Annotated in this window: 8 protein-coding genes and 1 other annotated feature; of the genes, 2 read left to right on the top strand and 6 right to left on the bottom strand. The window is 43.1% G+C overall.

Annotated elements, in window-relative coordinates; genetic code table 11:
* Positions 1 to 283 precede the first annotated feature (283 nt).
* Both gltD and gltB read right to left on the bottom strand, forming a co-directional pair.
* A complete protein-coding gene (gene gltD / locus ACQKKK_RS19610; protein ID WP_427618364.1) occupies positions 284 to 1,765 on the bottom strand; it encodes a glutamate synthase small subunit in 1,482 nt (493 codons plus the stop codon).
* 16 nt (positions 1,766 to 1,781) lie between these two features.
* On the bottom strand, positions 1,782 to 6,326 hold the full coding sequence (gltB, locus tag ACQKKK_RS19605) for a glutamate synthase large subunit (protein ID WP_427618362.1): 4,545 nt from the start codon (positions 6,324 to 6,326) through the stop codon (positions 1,782 to 1,784).
* 134 nt (positions 6,327 to 6,460) lie between these two features.
* On the opposite strand from gltB, the gene ACQKKK_RS19600 reads away from it, so the two are divergent.
* Together ACQKKK_RS19600 and ACQKKK_RS19595 are read left to right on the top strand one after the other, a co-directional pair.
* Complete coding sequence (locus ACQKKK_RS19600; protein WP_427618360.1) at positions 6,461 to 7,363, top strand: LysR family transcriptional regulator; 903 nt, start codon at positions 6,461 to 6,463, stop codon at positions 7,361 to 7,363.
* Between the two features lie 282 nt (positions 7,364 to 7,645).
* Positions 7,646 to 8,242 carry a hypothetical protein gene (locus tag ACQKKK_RS19595; protein WP_427618358.1) on the top strand — a complete coding sequence of 199 codons (597 nt, stop codon included), beginning with the start codon at positions 7,646 to 7,648 and terminating at the stop codon, positions 8,240 to 8,242.
* A gap of 835 nt (positions 8,243 to 9,077) precedes the next feature.
* Here ACQKKK_RS19595 and ACQKKK_RS19590 read toward each other — a convergent pair.
* The 4 genes from ACQKKK_RS19590 to ACQKKK_RS19575 all read right to left on the bottom strand — a co-directional run bounded on the left by ACQKKK_RS19590 (position 9,078) and on the right by ACQKKK_RS19575 (position 16,303).
* A complete protein-coding gene (locus ACQKKK_RS19590; protein WP_427618356.1) occupies positions 9,078 to 12,245 on the bottom strand; it encodes an Ig-like domain-containing protein in 3,168 nt (1,055 codons plus the stop codon).
* Between the two features lie 338 nt (positions 12,246 to 12,583).
* Positions 12,584 to 14,998: a leucine--tRNA ligase gene (leuS, locus tag ACQKKK_RS19585; RefSeq protein WP_427618354.1), complete on the bottom strand. Its 2,415-nt coding sequence runs from the start codon at positions 14,996 to 14,998 to the stop codon at positions 12,584 to 12,586.
* Between the two features lie 54 nt (positions 14,999 to 15,052).
* Positions 15,053 to 15,285, bottom strand: a binding site (T-box leader).
* 152 nt (positions 15,286 to 15,437) lie between these two features.
* Positions 15,438 to 15,701, bottom strand: coding sequence for a DUF2524 family protein (locus ACQKKK_RS19580; protein ID WP_089362672.1), 264 nt, complete (start codon positions 15,699 to 15,701; stop codon positions 15,438 to 15,440).
* Positions 15,702 to 15,796: 95 nt separating this feature from the next.
* Positions 15,797 to 16,303, bottom strand: coding sequence for an SMI1/KNR4 family protein (locus ACQKKK_RS19575; protein ID WP_427618352.1), 507 nt, complete (start codon positions 16,301 to 16,303; stop codon positions 15,797 to 15,799).
* Positions 16,304 to 16,312: the final 9 nt, after the last annotated feature.

The following is a 16,312-nucleotide window of genomic DNA, read 5'->3' as shown; positions in this document are numbered from 1 at the left end:
TTTACTCGTGAATTTTGGGCTTTTACTCGTGAATTTCGCCCTTTTACTCGTGAATTGTACGTTTACTCGTGAGTTTCGGCTTTTACTATTGAATTTGGTACATTTACTTGTGAGTTTTGGCCTTTACTCGTGAGTTTAGTGCATTTACTCGTGAGTTTTGCCCTTTTACTCGTGAGTTTAGTGCATTTACTCGTGAATTTCGCCCTTTTACTCGTGAGTTTCACTTTTCCCAACACAAACAAAAGAAGCACCATAATGATTGATTATGGCACTTCTTTTGAGATTAAGGCAATACCGATGCGCCCATCAAGTAGCGGTCCACTTCACGTGCTACTTCACGGCCTTCATTGATCGCCCAAACGATGAGGCTTTGCCCTCTTCTTGCATCTCCGGCGGCGAAAACGCCTTCGACATTCGTTCTGTATTCGCCATAGGCGGCATCAATTTTTTGATTGACTGTTTCAACGCCAAATTGAGTTAAAAGCGGCTGTTCAGTCCCTTCAAACCCGATTGCGATGAAAACGAATTGTGCAGGCCATACTTTTTCAGTTCCCGGAATTTCCCTAAAAATGTATATTCCATTATCGCCTTTGACTTTTTCCATGGAGATTGTATGCAGTTCTTTAACATTGCCATTTTCATCGGCTATGATTTTCTTTGTTTGGATTGAATATTGACGCGGATCTTCACCAAATTTCGCTTCCGCTTCTTCATACGCATATTCAAGTGAAAAAACATTTGGGTAGGCAGGCCACATATTATCGGATGTACGGGCCGTCGGAAGGATTGGATGCTTCCCGAATTGTACGACGCTCTTACATTCTTGGCGAAGGGCAGTCGCGACACAGTCAGCTCCTGTATCCCCGCCCCCGATGACGATGACATCCTTACCCTTTGTATCTAAAAACTTGCCGTCTTCAAAATTGGAGTCCAACAGGCTTTTAGTCGAAGTGGTCAAGTAATCCATTGCTAGGTGAATGCCTGATGCCCCGCGACCTTCAATTTCCAGGTCACGCTGCTTTTGGGCACCTGTGCATAGGATGACTGCATCGTATTGCTCTTGCAGTTCTTCGGCTGAAATATCTTTTCCCACTTCTGTATTGGTAATGAAATCGATGCCTTCCTGGGTCAATAATTTGATTCGGCGTGCAACGACATCCTTTTCAAGTTTCATGTTTGGGATGCCGTATGTCAACAGCCCGCCTGCACGGTCGGAGCGCTCATAAACCGCGACCGAATGACCTGCTTGATTCAACTGATCGGCACTCGCCAATCCTGCCGGGCCAGAACCGATGATGGCAATTTTCTTGCCGGTCCCGCTCTCAGGGATGCGGGGCGTGATCCAGCCATTTTCAAATCCTTTATCGATGATGGTCCGTTCAATGTTCTTGATGGTAACGGCAGGATCGCTTATCGCTACCGTACAAGACCCTTCACATGGGGCCGGGCAAACGCGCCCGGTGAATTCAGGGAAATTATTCGTTTTCGACAAACGGTCCAATGCTTCTTTCCATCTGCCGCGGTAAACCAAATCATTCCACTCCGGAATCAGATTATGGATCGGACAGCCCGTGGTGACTCTGTTCAATTCCATGCCCATATGGCAGAAAGGGGTGGCGCAGTCCATACACCGCGCTCCCTGTGTACTTAACTTTTCATCAGAGAAAGGAGCTGTATACTCTCTCCAGTCGCTTAAACGAGTGAGAGGATTCCGGTCTTTTGGCTTTTCTCGCGGATAATCCATAAATCCTGTTGCTTTTCCCATCTTTCTCTCCCCTTCCTTATTGCATCACAGCTTGTTTAGTGATTTTTTTATCTTGAACGGCATTTGCCTGAAATGCACTCATGACCGCTTCCTCATCCGATAACCCTGCATGCTTATGCTCATTGATGCTTTTCATCATCCGTTTGTAATCTTTCGGAATGACCTTTACGAATTTCTTAGCGAAATCCTCCCAGTTCTCCAATACATAAGATGCCTTGGCACTCTCTGTATAATGAAGGTGGCTGTAAAGCATTTCTTTTACCTCGTTTGCATCTTCCCCAAGCGTTTCGAACTCTATCATTTCACCATTGCATAATGCCTTGAATTCTTTTGCATCATCAGCAAGTACATAAGCGATGCCGCCTGACATGCCTGCCGCAAAGTTTTTGCCGACGTCGCCCAGAATGACCACACGCCCGCCTGTCATATACTCACAGCCATGGTCTCCAATTCCTTCAACGACGACATTGACTCCACTGTTCCGTACTGCAAATCGTTCTCCGGCACGGCCATTAATGTAGGCCTCGCCGCTTGTTGCACCGTATAAGGCGATATTTCCGGCAATTACATTGTCCCCGGCCTCAATCTGATTGCCAGCAGGTGCCGTGACAATGATCTTTCCGCCAGATAAGCCTTTCCCAACGTAGTCATTGACATCACCTGTCAAATACATCGACATCCCTTTTGGAATGAACGCACCGAAGCTCTGGCCCGCCGATCCCGTAAAACGAAGTGTGATGGTATCTTCAGGCAACCCTTCTTCCCCATAGCGTTTGGATACTTCACTGCCGACAATCGTTCCGACCACTCGGTTCACGTTTGTAATCGGGAAGCTGACATCCACTTGGGTTTGATCTTTTAAAGCAGGCTGTACCACAGGTAAAATCTCACGGATATCCAAGGATTCTTCGATTTTATGGTTTTGTGGACGCTGATACGTACATATTCCCTCCGGTTGGAAAAGAAGTGTCGTCAAGTCCAAATGCTTCGCTTTCCAATGGTTTTGTGCCCGCTCGCTCACTTGTAAAACATCCGTGCGGCCAACCATCTCTTCTAGTGTTCTAAAACCAAGTTCAGCCATCGTTTCCCGGACTTCCTCAGCGATGAAGCGCATAAAATTCACGACATGATCCGGATCTCCAGCGAATTTGCTGCGAAGCTCAGGGTTTTGAGTAGCTACCCCCACTGGACATGTATCCAAATGGCAAGCACGCATCATGACACAGCCAAGGACCACAAGCGGTGCCGTAGCAAAGCCAAATTCTTCCGCACCAAGGATGGCTGCCATGACCACATCGCGCCCCGTCATTAACTTTCCGTCCGTTTCAAGGACTACACGGCTGCGCAGGCCATTCAGCATCAGTGTTTGGTGTGCTTCAGCAAGGCCCAGCTCCCAAGGAAGACCGGTATGTTTGATACTTGTTTTTGGTGAAGCACCCGTACCGCCATCATACCCGCTGATAACGATGACATCCGCGGCTCCTTTGGCCACACCGGCTGCAATCGTGCCTACGCCTGCTTTTGACACAAGCTTGACACTGATCCTGGCATCACGATTCGCATTTTTCAAATCATGGATCAGCTGTGCCAGATCTTCAATCGAATAGATATCATGATGCGGAGGCGGTGAAATCAGGCCGACACCTGGTGTGGAACCACGAACCTCTGCGACCCAAGGATATACTTTGTTCCCTGGCAGCTGGCCGCCTTCACCCGGCTTTGCACCTTGCGCCATTTTAATTTGAAGTTCATCGGCATTTACAAGGTAATGACTTTTTACACCAAAACGTCCAGATGCAATTTGTTTAATCCCGCTGCGGCGGTTATCACCGTTTTCATCCACTTGGTAACGGCTAGGGTGTTCCCCGCCTTCACCGCTATTGCTTTTTCCGCCTAAACGGTTCATGGCTATCGCTAATGTTTCATGTGCTTCCTGACTCAATGAACCGAATGACATAGCACCCGTTTTGAATCGCTTCACGATGGATTCCACGGATTCCACTTCATCTATTGAAATCCTTTGGCGCGTTTGATCGAACGAGAATAAATTCCGTAAAAACCCAAGTCTCTCTTCATTCGCCAAGTTTGAATATTGTTTAAATAAATCATAATTGCCTTGCCGGCAAGCCCATTGCAGTGTATGGATCGTTTTGGGGTTGAAAGCATGATGTTCCCCTGTTTTTCTCCACTGAAAATCACTACCGCTTTCAAGTGTTTGATCATACGAATCAGCTGCCGCTTTCCTATGGCGAATCAACGCTTCTTCCGCTATCGTTTCCAAATCTATTCCACTAAGCTGTGATGCCGTACCGCTGAAATAACGTTCGATTACGTCAGCACCGATTCCGACCGCTTCGAAAATTTGTGCTCCGCGGTAACTTTGAATCGTGGAAATGCCCATTTTCGACATCACCTTTACGATGCCTTCGGTCAATGAGCGGACATATTTCCTTACCGTTTCTTCGTAGCTGATGGCTAAACTGCCATCCAATATAGCCTGCTTATAAGTCTCATAAGCAAGGTAAGGGTAGATAGCATCCACTCCATACCCGATTAGGGACGCATAATGATGGACTTCCCTTGCTTCCCCCGTTTCAACGATAATACTCACTTTTGTACGGTTCCCATGACGGATCAGCTCTTGATGAAGGGAGCTCGCAGCCAGTAGGGAAGGAATCGCAGCTTTTTCTTTGCTCATATCCTTGTCAGATAATATCAAAAGGCTTACACCTTCAGCGATTGCTTGTTCCGCTTCACGGCAGATGCGATTGAGTTCGATCTCTAAATCTTCTGAAAATAAAGTGTGAATGACTTTGCTTCTGAATTCCGGATAGGCATTTTCTTTCAACTGCTGCATTTGACCTGGCGTCAATACAGGTGAATCCAATTGAATGCGGCGGCTGTTCGTTTCATCCGGTTTCAGCAAATCCCCTTCCGCACCTAGAAATGTCATCGTTGACGTGACGATTTGTTCACGAAGCGAATCGATTGGCGGGTTGGTTACTTGGGCAAAGGATTGCTTGAAATAGTTGAAGAGCGATTGCGGACGATCGGATAAGACCGCTAACGGAATGTCATTCCCCATGCTGCCCAGTGGATCTTTGCCTTCCTTAATGACCGGCAATAAATACTTTTGGACATCTTCATAGGTGTATCCGAACGCTTTTTGCCTGAATAACAAATCATTCAATGGCTCCCCTTCAATCACTGGTTCTTCATCACTTAATTGGACAAGCTGTTCGTTCAGCCATTGCTGGTATGGATTCTCCTGTGCCATTTCGGACTTGATTTCTTCATCGGAAACAATCCGCCCTTCCTCTAAATCTATTAAAAGCATTCTTCCTGGGCTTAAACGATCTTTATATAATACATTCTCCGGCTCCACATCGATCACGCCGACTTCAGAAGAGAAAATGATGTAATCATCTTTTGTCACATAATACCTTGCCGGCCTTAAACCATTTCGATCAAGGATTGCCCCGATTTGCTTGCCATTCGTAAAGGATATCGCCGTCGGACCATCCCATGGCTCCATGAGCATGCTATGATATTCATAAAATGCCTTCTTTTCCTTCGTCATATGTGGATTTTCGGTCCACGGTTCAGGAATGAGCATCATGGCCGCGTGTGCCGGTTTACGCCCTGCAAGCACGAAGAATTCAAGTGCATTATCAAGAATCGAAGAATCACTGCCGTCTGTATCCAAAATAGGCAGGACCTTTTGCAGGTCATCCCCGAATGCTTCTGAAACAAACTGCTGCTCACGCGCTTTCATCCAATTCACATTACCTCTAAGCGTATTGATTTCACCATTATGGATCAGGTAACGGTTTGGATGTGCCCGTTCCCAACTAGGAAAAGTATTTGTGCTGAAGCGGGAATGCACTAAAGCGAAAGCAGAAACGAAATCCTCCTGTTGAAGGTCAAGATAAAAAGCATCCACCTGCTCTGGCGTCAATAATCCTTTGTATACGATCGTAGCACTTGAAAGGCTGGCAAAATAGAAACGTTTGCCGCGTTCACGGGCCCAGTTTTCAGCTTGTTTTCTAATAATGAACAATTTACGCTCAAAAGCTAAATCATCGGTTATCCCTTCACTTGCCCCAATGAATACTTGGCGGATCGTCGGACATGTCTCCTTACCGACCTCACCGATTTTCGCTGCATCAATAGGAACCGTTCTCCAGCCTATTAGCGTTTGGCCCTCTTGTTCGATAAATGCATTCAAACGAGCTTCGATTTCATTCCGTTCCACATCATTGTTTGAGAAAAAGAGCATCCCTACACCATAACGCCCTTTTGCTGGCAAATTCATTTCCGGGCAAGCCAGCCTGAAATATCTATCAGGAATCTGTACCATTAATCCTGCACCATCTCCTGTAAGGGGATCGCTGCCTTGTCCGCCGCGATGATCTAATTGGCACAGCATTTTCAGTCCCTGTTTGATTATGTCATGTGTAGCAAGCCCTTTTAAATGAGCATATAACCCGATCCCACATGCATCATGTTCAAATTCAGGATGATAGAGCCCTTGTGCTTTTGGTATTTGATTGTATGTCATATTAATCGCCCCCATCGTTTTCTTACACCGGTATTTCACTTACATTTTATTCTAGGTTTTCAAATCGATATAAACAATATATAATTTTAATAGAATCTATCTCGATTCGAGATGAATGGTAGGAGGATGAATAAATGGAACTACGACAATTACGTTATTTCATTGAAGTTGCCGAGAGAGAACATGTCTCTGAAGCCGCAGTGCACCTGCATATCGCACAATCAGCAATCAGCCGGCAAATCTCTAAATTGGAAGATGAGCTTGGTGTTCTTTTATTTGAAAAAACCGGCCGAAATATTCAGTTAACTCCCATCGGAAAAATATTCCTGATCCATGCAAAAACGGCTATACAAGCGATAGAATATGCCAAATATCAAATTGAGGAATTTTTGGACCCTGAACACGGAACCATTAAAATCGGGTTCCCGACCAGCCTCTCCACCCATTTGCTGCCTACCGTCATTTCCGCTTTTAAAGATGAGCAGCCGAATATCGGATTCCACTTAAGACAGGGATCTTATTCCTCTTTAAAGGAAGCCGTCAAAAATCGCGAAATCGGATTAGCCTTTCTTGGACCAATCCCGATAAACGATCCAGATATCGAAGGTCATATCCTGTTCACGGAAAACATTTCCGCATTGCTGCCCATAACCCACCCATTGGCGGAAAGGAAGAGTCTGCGCCTAAGTGACTTACGAAATGATCCATTCGTCTTGTTTCCCAAAGGATACATCCTTCACAGTATTGCTATCGAAGCATGCAAAGCAGCCGGTTTCGCACCGAATATCGCCTCGGAAGGTGAAGACATGGATTCTATAAAAGGACTCGTATCAGCCGGAATTGGGGTCAGTTTACTCCCTGACAGCACCTTTTATGAAGTCACGCCAAGACTGACTGTCAAAATCCCGATCGACACCCCCGAAGTCAAACGGACTGTTGGCATCATTACTCCAAAAAACAGGGAATTGGCACCATCGGAAGAACTTTTCTATCAATTTGCCAAAAAGTTTTTCTCTGTTCTCGAGCAATATCAATAAATCATGGTTGAGGATGTTCCATTCATCATTCATCATTCATCATTCAGCATTCAGCCCATCAGCATTAATCCGGTAAAACCGCCCCTCTTTCAAAAAAACGTATGGAAGCCAGGGGCGCGATCCTTCTAAACTATGAATGTTGCCAACAATGCTCTTTCCCAGCCATTCTAAATGTAAAAAAAGGTTTACCTTTTATCGCGTTCCGAATCATTTTTTCATTGAAATGTTATAATATATGGAAATTGAGTTTAATTACGCAAATTTATCAAGGGGGTGAAATACATGAAAAAGATCATATTATCCATCATCCTATCCCTGCTCTCACTTTCTTTAGTCGCCTGTAAGGTTAATGATCCAAAATCCGGGAATACCCTTTCAGTTCCTGAGCTGACAGCAAGGGAAAATGCCATCCTGGAGAATACATCTGAACATTCCTTTCTTATCGATTTCAAAATTGATGATACATACAAGGAAATGTCCGTCTGGGTAGAGAAATATGAATTTGGTAAACTAGTTGAGGATGAAAAAGGCCGCATGACAACTGGGATTGCAAAGAATGGGACGATCATCTTCACCACATCCAAAACGGATGATGACAAAGATCAATCGATGTTCAATATCAGCATTCAAAACGACGATGGAACGTCTACAGCTACTTACCCTGAAAAGATTGAGAAGATGGATGCAAGCGTATGGGGCAGTCCTAGTAATTTCAATATAAACACAAAAAAGCTTGCATTGGCGAGTATTTGCTATTCAAGTGGAGATGAAGGCATGCATTCACTTTCCAATGATTTTTACAATGACATGGATCGTCATATGGAAGAGTTAAAGGAATACGATGTCGTCTACCTTCTGAGAAGTGAATTCACTAAATGAGCTGACAAATACAGGTGCAAGTTGAATCAAAACTTGCACCTGCACAGTTTGTTTTAGCACGCTAATACTACAAAACTCTATGATTTCAAGAAAAAATGAGGCATTTGAAGATTCCAAAAAAGGGTTGGCAATCAACTTGATGAAGTGAAAAAGTCCAAGCACTGGCTGATTTATGGGCGAATCCAAATTATGGGTATGAAAAAAATTTCATAAAATCAATTTTTCTACTTTTTTAAAAGGGGGTTGAAGGAAAAGGCATTTGGGTGTAATCTTTAAAAATAAAAAAAACGGAAAGAAGATATTAAATTGAAGAAAATCATCCTCCTCTTTGCAGCAGTAGTCATTGCGAGCTCTCTCGGACATCAAATAACCGGTGGATATATGGATCCTCGAAAATCCCGTCATAGGTATATACATTTAAAAAAAGGAATCCGTAATACATGAGATTGATTCCTTATAATGCAGAAATTGAAAAATGTTTGGATTTTGCAGGAATTTACTCCAAACGCTCATTCCCGGCCTCAACTGAAAGCGTTCCTAACCCAATTGAACAAGCTAAAATAGTACTTAACGCTATTACTCTTCCTTTTTCCATCTTATTTCCTCCTAATTTCGGGATTACTACACTTTAACTTCTAGTCCCCTTTCTTCCCACTTCTCTAATAAAGATTTATAGTACAGGATTAAAACGCCAAACTCCAGATTTGATATCATGCAATGACAACACGCAGGCAAAAGACACAATCATTTCAAAAACACTACTAGCGGTGTTTTCATTCGTTTTCTCATAAAAAAAGGCCGTTTAACATGTAAGTTAAACGGCCTCCACCTGTTACTATTTAGATTTTTTAACCGTTACTTTTGTAGCTTTTCCTGCGTTGCCCGCTTTATCTTTTGCTGAGACATATAATGCGGAACCTGCTTTTTTCTTGCTGATTTTAACAGAGAATTTTCCATTTTTATCAGCTTTTGCAGTTCCGATGTTTTTATCATTGTACTTCACGGTAACGGTTGAACCGATTTCCGCTTTACCTGTTACTTTGGTTGCTTTGTCGTTTACTTCATTCACTTTCGGTGCACCTGGAGCAGTTTTATCTTTAACCGTTACTTTTGCTGCTTTTCCTATATTACCTGCTTTGTCTTTTGCAGAGGCATATAATACGGACCCTGCTTTTTTCTTGCTGATTTTAATAGAGAATTTTCCATTTTTATCAGCTGTTGCCGTTCCGATGTTTTTATTGTTGTGCACCACGGTAACTTTTGAACCAATTTCCGCTTTACCAGTTACTGAGGTAGCTTTATCGCTTACTTCATTCACTTTTGGCGCATCTGGAGCCGTTTTATCAAGAACAGTCACGGTTGCCGCCTTGCTTTCACGTTTTGCTAAGTCTGTAGCTGTGACTGAAAGTTTAGTGCCAGCCTTTTGCTTGCTGATTTTTACTTTGAAATTCCCTTTGCTGTCCGTGTTACCTGAACCAATCACTTTTTTTGCGCTATTTTTAATCGTGATTTTCATGTCAGCTTGTGATTGACCCGTTACATTCGTATCTTTGTCACTTAGAGCTTTAACAGTTGGCTTGTTAGGGGTTGCACCCTTATTCACGAATACTTTAATTGAAGATACTGCTAGTTTAGAAGAATCAGAGATATTCACAGTAAGCTGCTGCTCAGCTTTTTGGACTGGAATAGTAACAGTGAACGTTCCGTTAGCTGCCGCTGTTGCTTTACCGAGCGATTTCTTCCCGTTTTTCACTTCGATTACTGAACCTTTTTTAGCTGAACCAGTCAGTTTTGTTTGCGTATCCATCACAAGATTGACTTTAGCTTGTAAATCCACTGCACTAAGTGCACTATATGCATTCAGTCTACCAAATCCTGATACTAAATCTTTTCCGACAGGCAGTTCTTCTTCCGGTATGATGATTTCCCCATCTTCTGGTTCATAGCCCTCATAAGGGTCTACATTATCTTCTTCTTCAAAAGCCACATATTCCGATGTCTCATGAAGGATTTCCCTTACTTCATTCACTTTCAACCCAGGGTTTCCGGATAATAACAAGGCTGTAGCTGCCGCAACATGGGGAGCTGCCATTGATGTACCATCCATGTAGGTAACATTTCCATTAGGTACAAGGCTCGGGATGGCTGTCCCTGGAGCGACCATGTCCAATTTCGATCCATAATTGGAATAATCGGATACTAAATCAAGGGCATTGGTTGCACCGACGGATATGGCGTATTTAGATGATGCAGGATAAGATAGATCCTCCATCCCATCATTACCGCTTGCTACGACAACCATTACATTCTTGGCAGCGGCATGTTTCAAGGCATATTCAATCGTTCTGCTATATTCTCCGCCCAAGCTAAGGTTTATGACCTTTGCTCCATGATCCACGGCATATTTAATGCCTAATGCAATTTTCTCATTGTCTCCATATCCTGAAGAATCGAGAACCTTTACAGGCATGATTTTAGCTACTGGATTGATTCCTTGCATCGAATAACCATTATCTGCTTTTGCAGCGATGATTCCGGATACATGTGTACCATGACCATTGTCATCGATTGCTTTTTCTTTCTTATCGATGAAATTCTTACCTGACTCCATTTCAACGACACTCTGTAGATCCGCCAGTGAATCATCGACACCTGTGTCGACAACCGCTACCATTGTATCTTTTAAATTACGTTTCTTAATAAGGTTCTGCAGTTTTTCGTTATCGATGTCCGCTCCCTTTATGCCTTCTTCCCCACCGGCGTTAGCTAAAGACCATTGATACGGTGATTGAATGTCGGCAGAAAATGCTTTGTACGTTTTTACCGGTTCGATATATTCCACTTCTGGAAGTTTTTCGATATTCGATAGAGATGCTGTGCTCATTTTAGCTTGATTGTTTAACTCTACAACGTACATATCATCATACAGAACCTCTTGTTTCTTGGGTGTCGATAATGTTCCATATCCGTTTCCTTTTACCTTGGATTGGACTGAACTCAATGACTTACCAGGTTTAAGTTTGACAATATATTTGTTCTTTATATTCTTCGAAGCTGGAAGTTCAATTCCTGCTTTGCTTGCGATATCGACGATTCTCTCACCTGCAAGCTTATCAAGGTTGATTTTCTTTGCCATGCTGTTCATTTCTTTTTTCAATCCAGCAGGTGCTACGTCTGCCGACTTTTTGAATAAAGCTTTAATCGCTTCTTGCTGCTTGTTGCTAATGACTGCCGTACTGCTTACTCCATTCTCATTAAGATCCTCAATAAGGGGCTTAATGACGACTAAGTGATTATAGACAGCTTCCCTTGCCGTTTTATTACCAGCCAGATGAATGGCCAGGAATGGGGAAGCCTTATAGTATAAAGAGGAAAGGGAGCGCCCCTCAGACGACTTCGTGAGAACTTCATCTCTAAACACACGGAGTGTTTTTAACATCGATTCTCCCGATTTCTTATCATTTACACTCATTTCAACCGGGCATGATTCGAGATCCATCTCTTCGTCCCCGGCAGATGGCGGCAATGTCACTGAATGCGCATTGATGGAGTATTTAGCTACATTTTCCGCATCCGGGATGGGATTTCCCTCATCATCCGTATCGCCGAAATATTCAACTTTAACATAATATGTGCCTTCCCAAGCATATGGAAAATCGACTACAGCTTTTTCATCAGGATAAGAAGAGACGAAATAATTGCTCTCATCTTTTTCTGCTTTTTCTTTATCTTGATATACAGAAATATTCAAGATTTTGTCCGAATTGACTTCGAACTCAATATGGGAGAACTTTTGTATTTCTTCTGTTGTAGGACTGATTTGGTACCATTGAACTTCCGGTTTTTCAAACTTTCCGTCCAGAGTATCCCCATTTTTAATCGTTTTTACATTTTCAATGGGTTTTACAGCTGCAGCTTGAGAATTTAATGGAACCATCAAGCTGAAAATCAGTGCAAAAATAAGTACAAACGCCGTAAATCGACTCACATTCTTAAATTTCACGGTTTTCCCTCCAATAATTGGTTAAAATCACAATACTATACCAAACTATCACACTGTTAAATTTTATCAACCATTTTTTTGCCTTTTTTATGGCAAATGCTTGATATAATTGGATATTGAGTTAAAAAATGATTCTGATGTACCAATTAAGCAAGATATTTAAGTTCCGATGGACATCTCCTACCGCTTGTTGATGCCAAAATTTGATAGACTCATCGCTAATAGATTTAAATCGGGGAAAATCCTAACATGACCTAATTCCTATGTTCAGCCGATGCCCACGCAAAAAAAAGCTGTCCCAGCATTAAAATATGCGGAACAGCCCTCAATCGATTTAGTTAGTTTGCGACGATATTGACTAATTTTCCTGGTACGGCAATAACTTTGCGGATGGTTTTCCCATCGATTTGTTCTTTGATGGAATTATCCCCCATAGCAATTTCTTCCAGTTTTTCTTTTGTAGTGTCAGTCGGCACCATTAATTTCGCTTTGACTTTTCCGTTGATTTGGATGACGATTTCGACTTCGTTATCCACTAACTTGGCTTCGTCGAACGCAGGCCATGTTCCGTATGTGATGCTCTCGGAGTGACCTAGTTTAGACCAAAGCTCCTCGGCGATATGCGGTGCAACTGGTGCAAGCAATTTGATGAAGCCTTCGATATATACCTTAGGAAGCGAATCCGCTTTATAGGCATCATTAATGAATACCATCAATTGTGAAATCGCCGTATTGAATTTCAATTCTTCATAGTTCTCGGTCACTTTTTTAACCGTTTGATGATAGACTTTTTCAAGCTTGCCCGTGTCATCCGTTTCGGTCATCTTATCTGTGATCGTATTGTCTTCGTTTACTAATAAACGCCAGATACGGTCAAGGAATCTGCGGGAGCCGTCCAATCCGTTTGTGGACCAGGCAATCGAAGCATCCAATGGTCCCATGAACATTTCGTACATGCGAAGTGTATCGGCACCATGGCTTTCAACGATATCATCCGGGTTCACGACATTCCCTTTGGATTTACTCATTTTTTCATTATTCTCGCCAAGGATCATTCCTTGGTTAAATAGGTTTTGGAAAGGTTCCTTCGTTGGCACGACACCGATATCGTACAGGAATTTATGCCAGAAACGAGCGTACAATAAGTGAAGCACCGCATGCTCAGCGCCGCCAATATAAATGTCGACCGGCATCCATTCTTTTAATTTTTCAGGATCTGCAAGTGCCTCCTTGTTGTCCGGATCGATATAACGAAGGAAATACCAGCTGCTGCCTGCCCATTGCGGCATGGTGTTTGTCTCACGGCGCCCTTTTCGTCCGTTTTCATCCGTTACGTTCACCCATTCCGTAATGTTTGCAAGTGGTGATTCGCCTGTACCTGAAGGCTTGATGTCTGTCGCTTTCGGTAAAATCAATGGAATTTCTTCTTCCTTCACTGCAGACATCGTACCGTCTTCCCAATGTATGATTGGAATCGGTTCACCCCAGTAACGCTGACGGCTGAATAACCAGTCGCGAAGACGGTATGTTATTTTCTTCGTACCGATTTCTTTTTCTTCCAGCCATTTAATCATGGTTGAAATGCCTTCTTCTTTATTCAACCCATCAAGGAATTCCGAATTCACATGAAGTCCATCGCCTGTATATGCTTCACTTGTCACATCTCCGCCAGCTACGACTTCCTTGATTGGCAATTCGAACTTGACTGCAAATTCATAATCACGCTCATCATGTGCAGGAACGGCCATGATCGCACCTGTTCCGTAGCTGATCAACACGTAATCAGCAATCCAGATCGGCATTTTTTCGCCGTTTACCGGATTAATGGCATAAGCCCCTGTAAACACGCCTGATTTATCCTTTGCCAAGTCTGTTCTTTCCAGGTCGCTTTTATGTTTCACTTCATCTAAATATGCGTCAACTGCTTTCCTTTGATCAGCCGTCGTAATTTTATCGACAAATGGATGTTCAGGTGCCAATACGGCATATGTTGCACCGAATAACGTATCCGGACGAGTCGTGAACACCGTGAATGTATCATCAAAGCCATCGATATTGAATGTAACCTCCGCGCCCTCGGAACGGCCAATCCAGTTACGTTGCATATCCTTGATGTTTTCCGGCCAATCCACATCATTCAAATCGTCGATCAAGCGGTCCGCATAAGCCGTGATTCGAAGCATCCACTGTTTCATCGGGCGGCGCTCAACCGGATGGCCTCCACGCTCACTTTTTCCATCGATGACTTCTTCGTTCGCCAATACCGTGCCAAGGGCAGGACACCAGTTAACGGCCACTTCATCAATATATGCAAGGCCCTTTTCATATAATTTCAAGAAGATCCATTGCGTCCATTTGTAATAGTCAGGGTCTGTCGTGTTAATTTCGCGATCCCAGTCATAAGAAAAACCAAGGGCTTTAATTTGGCGGCGGAACGTGTTAATGTTGTGCTCTGTGAATTCAGCTGGATCATTTCCCGTATCGATCGCATATTGCTCTGCCGGAAGTCCAAAAGCGTCCCAACCGATCGGATGCAAAACATTATACCCCTGCGCCCGTTTCATCCGTGCCAAAATATCGCTAGCCGTATAACCTTCCGGGTGACCTACATGAAGACCTGCCCCTGAAGGATATGGGAACATATCCAGCGCGTAGAATTTGCGTTTGCCGCTTTCTTCACCCGTTTTGAATGTCTTGTTGCCTTCCCAATACTGCTGCCATTTCGTTTCTATGCTTCTATGGTCAAAACTCATATTATTTCCTCCTAATTTCCGTATAAAAAAACAATAAAAAACCCCTCATCCCAAAATAGGGACGAGAGGATTATGTATATCTTCCCGCGGTACCACCCACATTGGCGATAGCTAAAATCCGCCCAGCTTAAAACATCCGTAACATGGATTCAAACGCCAGGCATTACTTTTTACCTTCACACCTGGAACTCCAAGGGGAGTTCACGACCATCCCAGGTTGACTTGCACCACCCGTCAACTCTCTTTACTGAAATAAAATCGCTACTGTTCCTCATCATAGTCTTTATGAGAATATTTGATTATATTACATTCTAGTCAATTTCTCCGATAATTGCAATAGCCGTACATAAACATTATCGACAGGTTTTTCATTATATATGCGAATTCAAGAAAAAACGTGCAAAAAAGAGAGCTATGCATCCATAGCTCCCTTGCCTCTTTAATGTCGCAGTAAAATCATTTCATTTTTCAATTCATTCAATTGCTGCCGCATCCGCGAAAGCATATCCCGTTGTTGGGCATTCGAACTGGCATACAATCGTTCCATATCAGTCAAAGCCTCTTCGATATACTTTTGCGAATTTTGAAATTGTTCATCATCATAATGCTCCTGCCGAGAGGCCTCATTAAATTCAAACTCTGCAAAATGGAGAGCCCCTTCACATTGCTCTAAAAAATGATCGACGGATTGTCTGGTTGCCATTTCAAACCCTCTCCTTCGCGTCTCATTTGGATGATTCAGTATCATCTTGTTTAGTTTGAGCAAATAACGAGCGGATTATCATTTTTTTTGAGGAATCATCCTTTATCCCAAAACTTCTCCCCTTGATGGGAAATGAACTGCTTGATCCATTCTGCAAAGCCCATATGGAGTTTCTCGCCTTCTTCAAAATCATCGATATGACCTTTTACCATTAAATAATCCTTTTCACCTTTTGCGACGGCCTCACCATCGATCACGATATTATCTTGATAAATGCAGGCCACTTTAAAGCATCCTTCGTAGGAATTTTCATATGTGTAATTAACAATATCATCCAAGCTGTATAAATCATTTCCCCCACCAGATTCTACGCTATCGAACAGACGGCATCCATTCGTTATTTTCAAAAATTCTTTATAATCATCGGGCAGAAGCAATCCGGTTTTCTTTTCAAAGGAATCAATTTGTTCATCCGAAGCAGGCGAATTGAAGGTGCAAGTGGCTTTGTATATGAACCCATCCTCATTTACTTCAATTACTTGATTATTTTCGGCTAATTTCTTTTTCATTTGATTAATCGCTTCTTCAACTTGACCGGTCATGTCCATCAG

The organism is Peribacillus sp. NPDC006672 (assembly GCF_050274955.1).
Lineage (GTDB): Bacteria > Bacillota > Bacilli > Bacillales > DSM-1321 > Peribacillus.
Note: the sequence above shows the minus strand (reverse complement) of the source record. Positions and strands in the feature narration are given on the sequence as shown.

Coding starts and splice junctions, on each gene's coding strand:
- leuS (WP_427618354.1), bottom strand. CDS start 14,998: ATGAGTTTTGACCATAGAAGCATAGAAACGAAATGGCAGCAGTATTGG.
- ACQKKK_RS19580 (WP_089362672.1), bottom strand. CDS start 15,701: ATGGCAACCAGACAATCCGTCGATCATTTTTTAGAGCAATGTGAAGGG.
- ACQKKK_RS19575 (WP_427618352.1), bottom strand. CDS start 16,303: ATGACCGGTCAAGTTGAAGAAGCGATTAATCAAATGAAAAAGAAATTA.
- gltD (WP_427618364.1), bottom strand. CDS start 1,765: ATGGGAAAAGCAACAGGATTTATGGATTATCCGCGAGAAAAGCCAAAA.
- ACQKKK_RS19595 (WP_427618358.1), top strand. CDS start 7,646: ATGAAAAAGATCATATTATCCATCATCCTATCCCTGCTCTCACTTTCT.
- gltB (WP_427618362.1), bottom strand. CDS start 6,326: ATGACATACAATCAAATACCAAAAGCACAAGGGCTCTATCATCCTGAA.
- ACQKKK_RS19600 (WP_427618360.1), top strand. CDS start 6,461: ATGGAACTACGACAATTACGTTATTTCATTGAAGTTGCCGAGAGAGAA.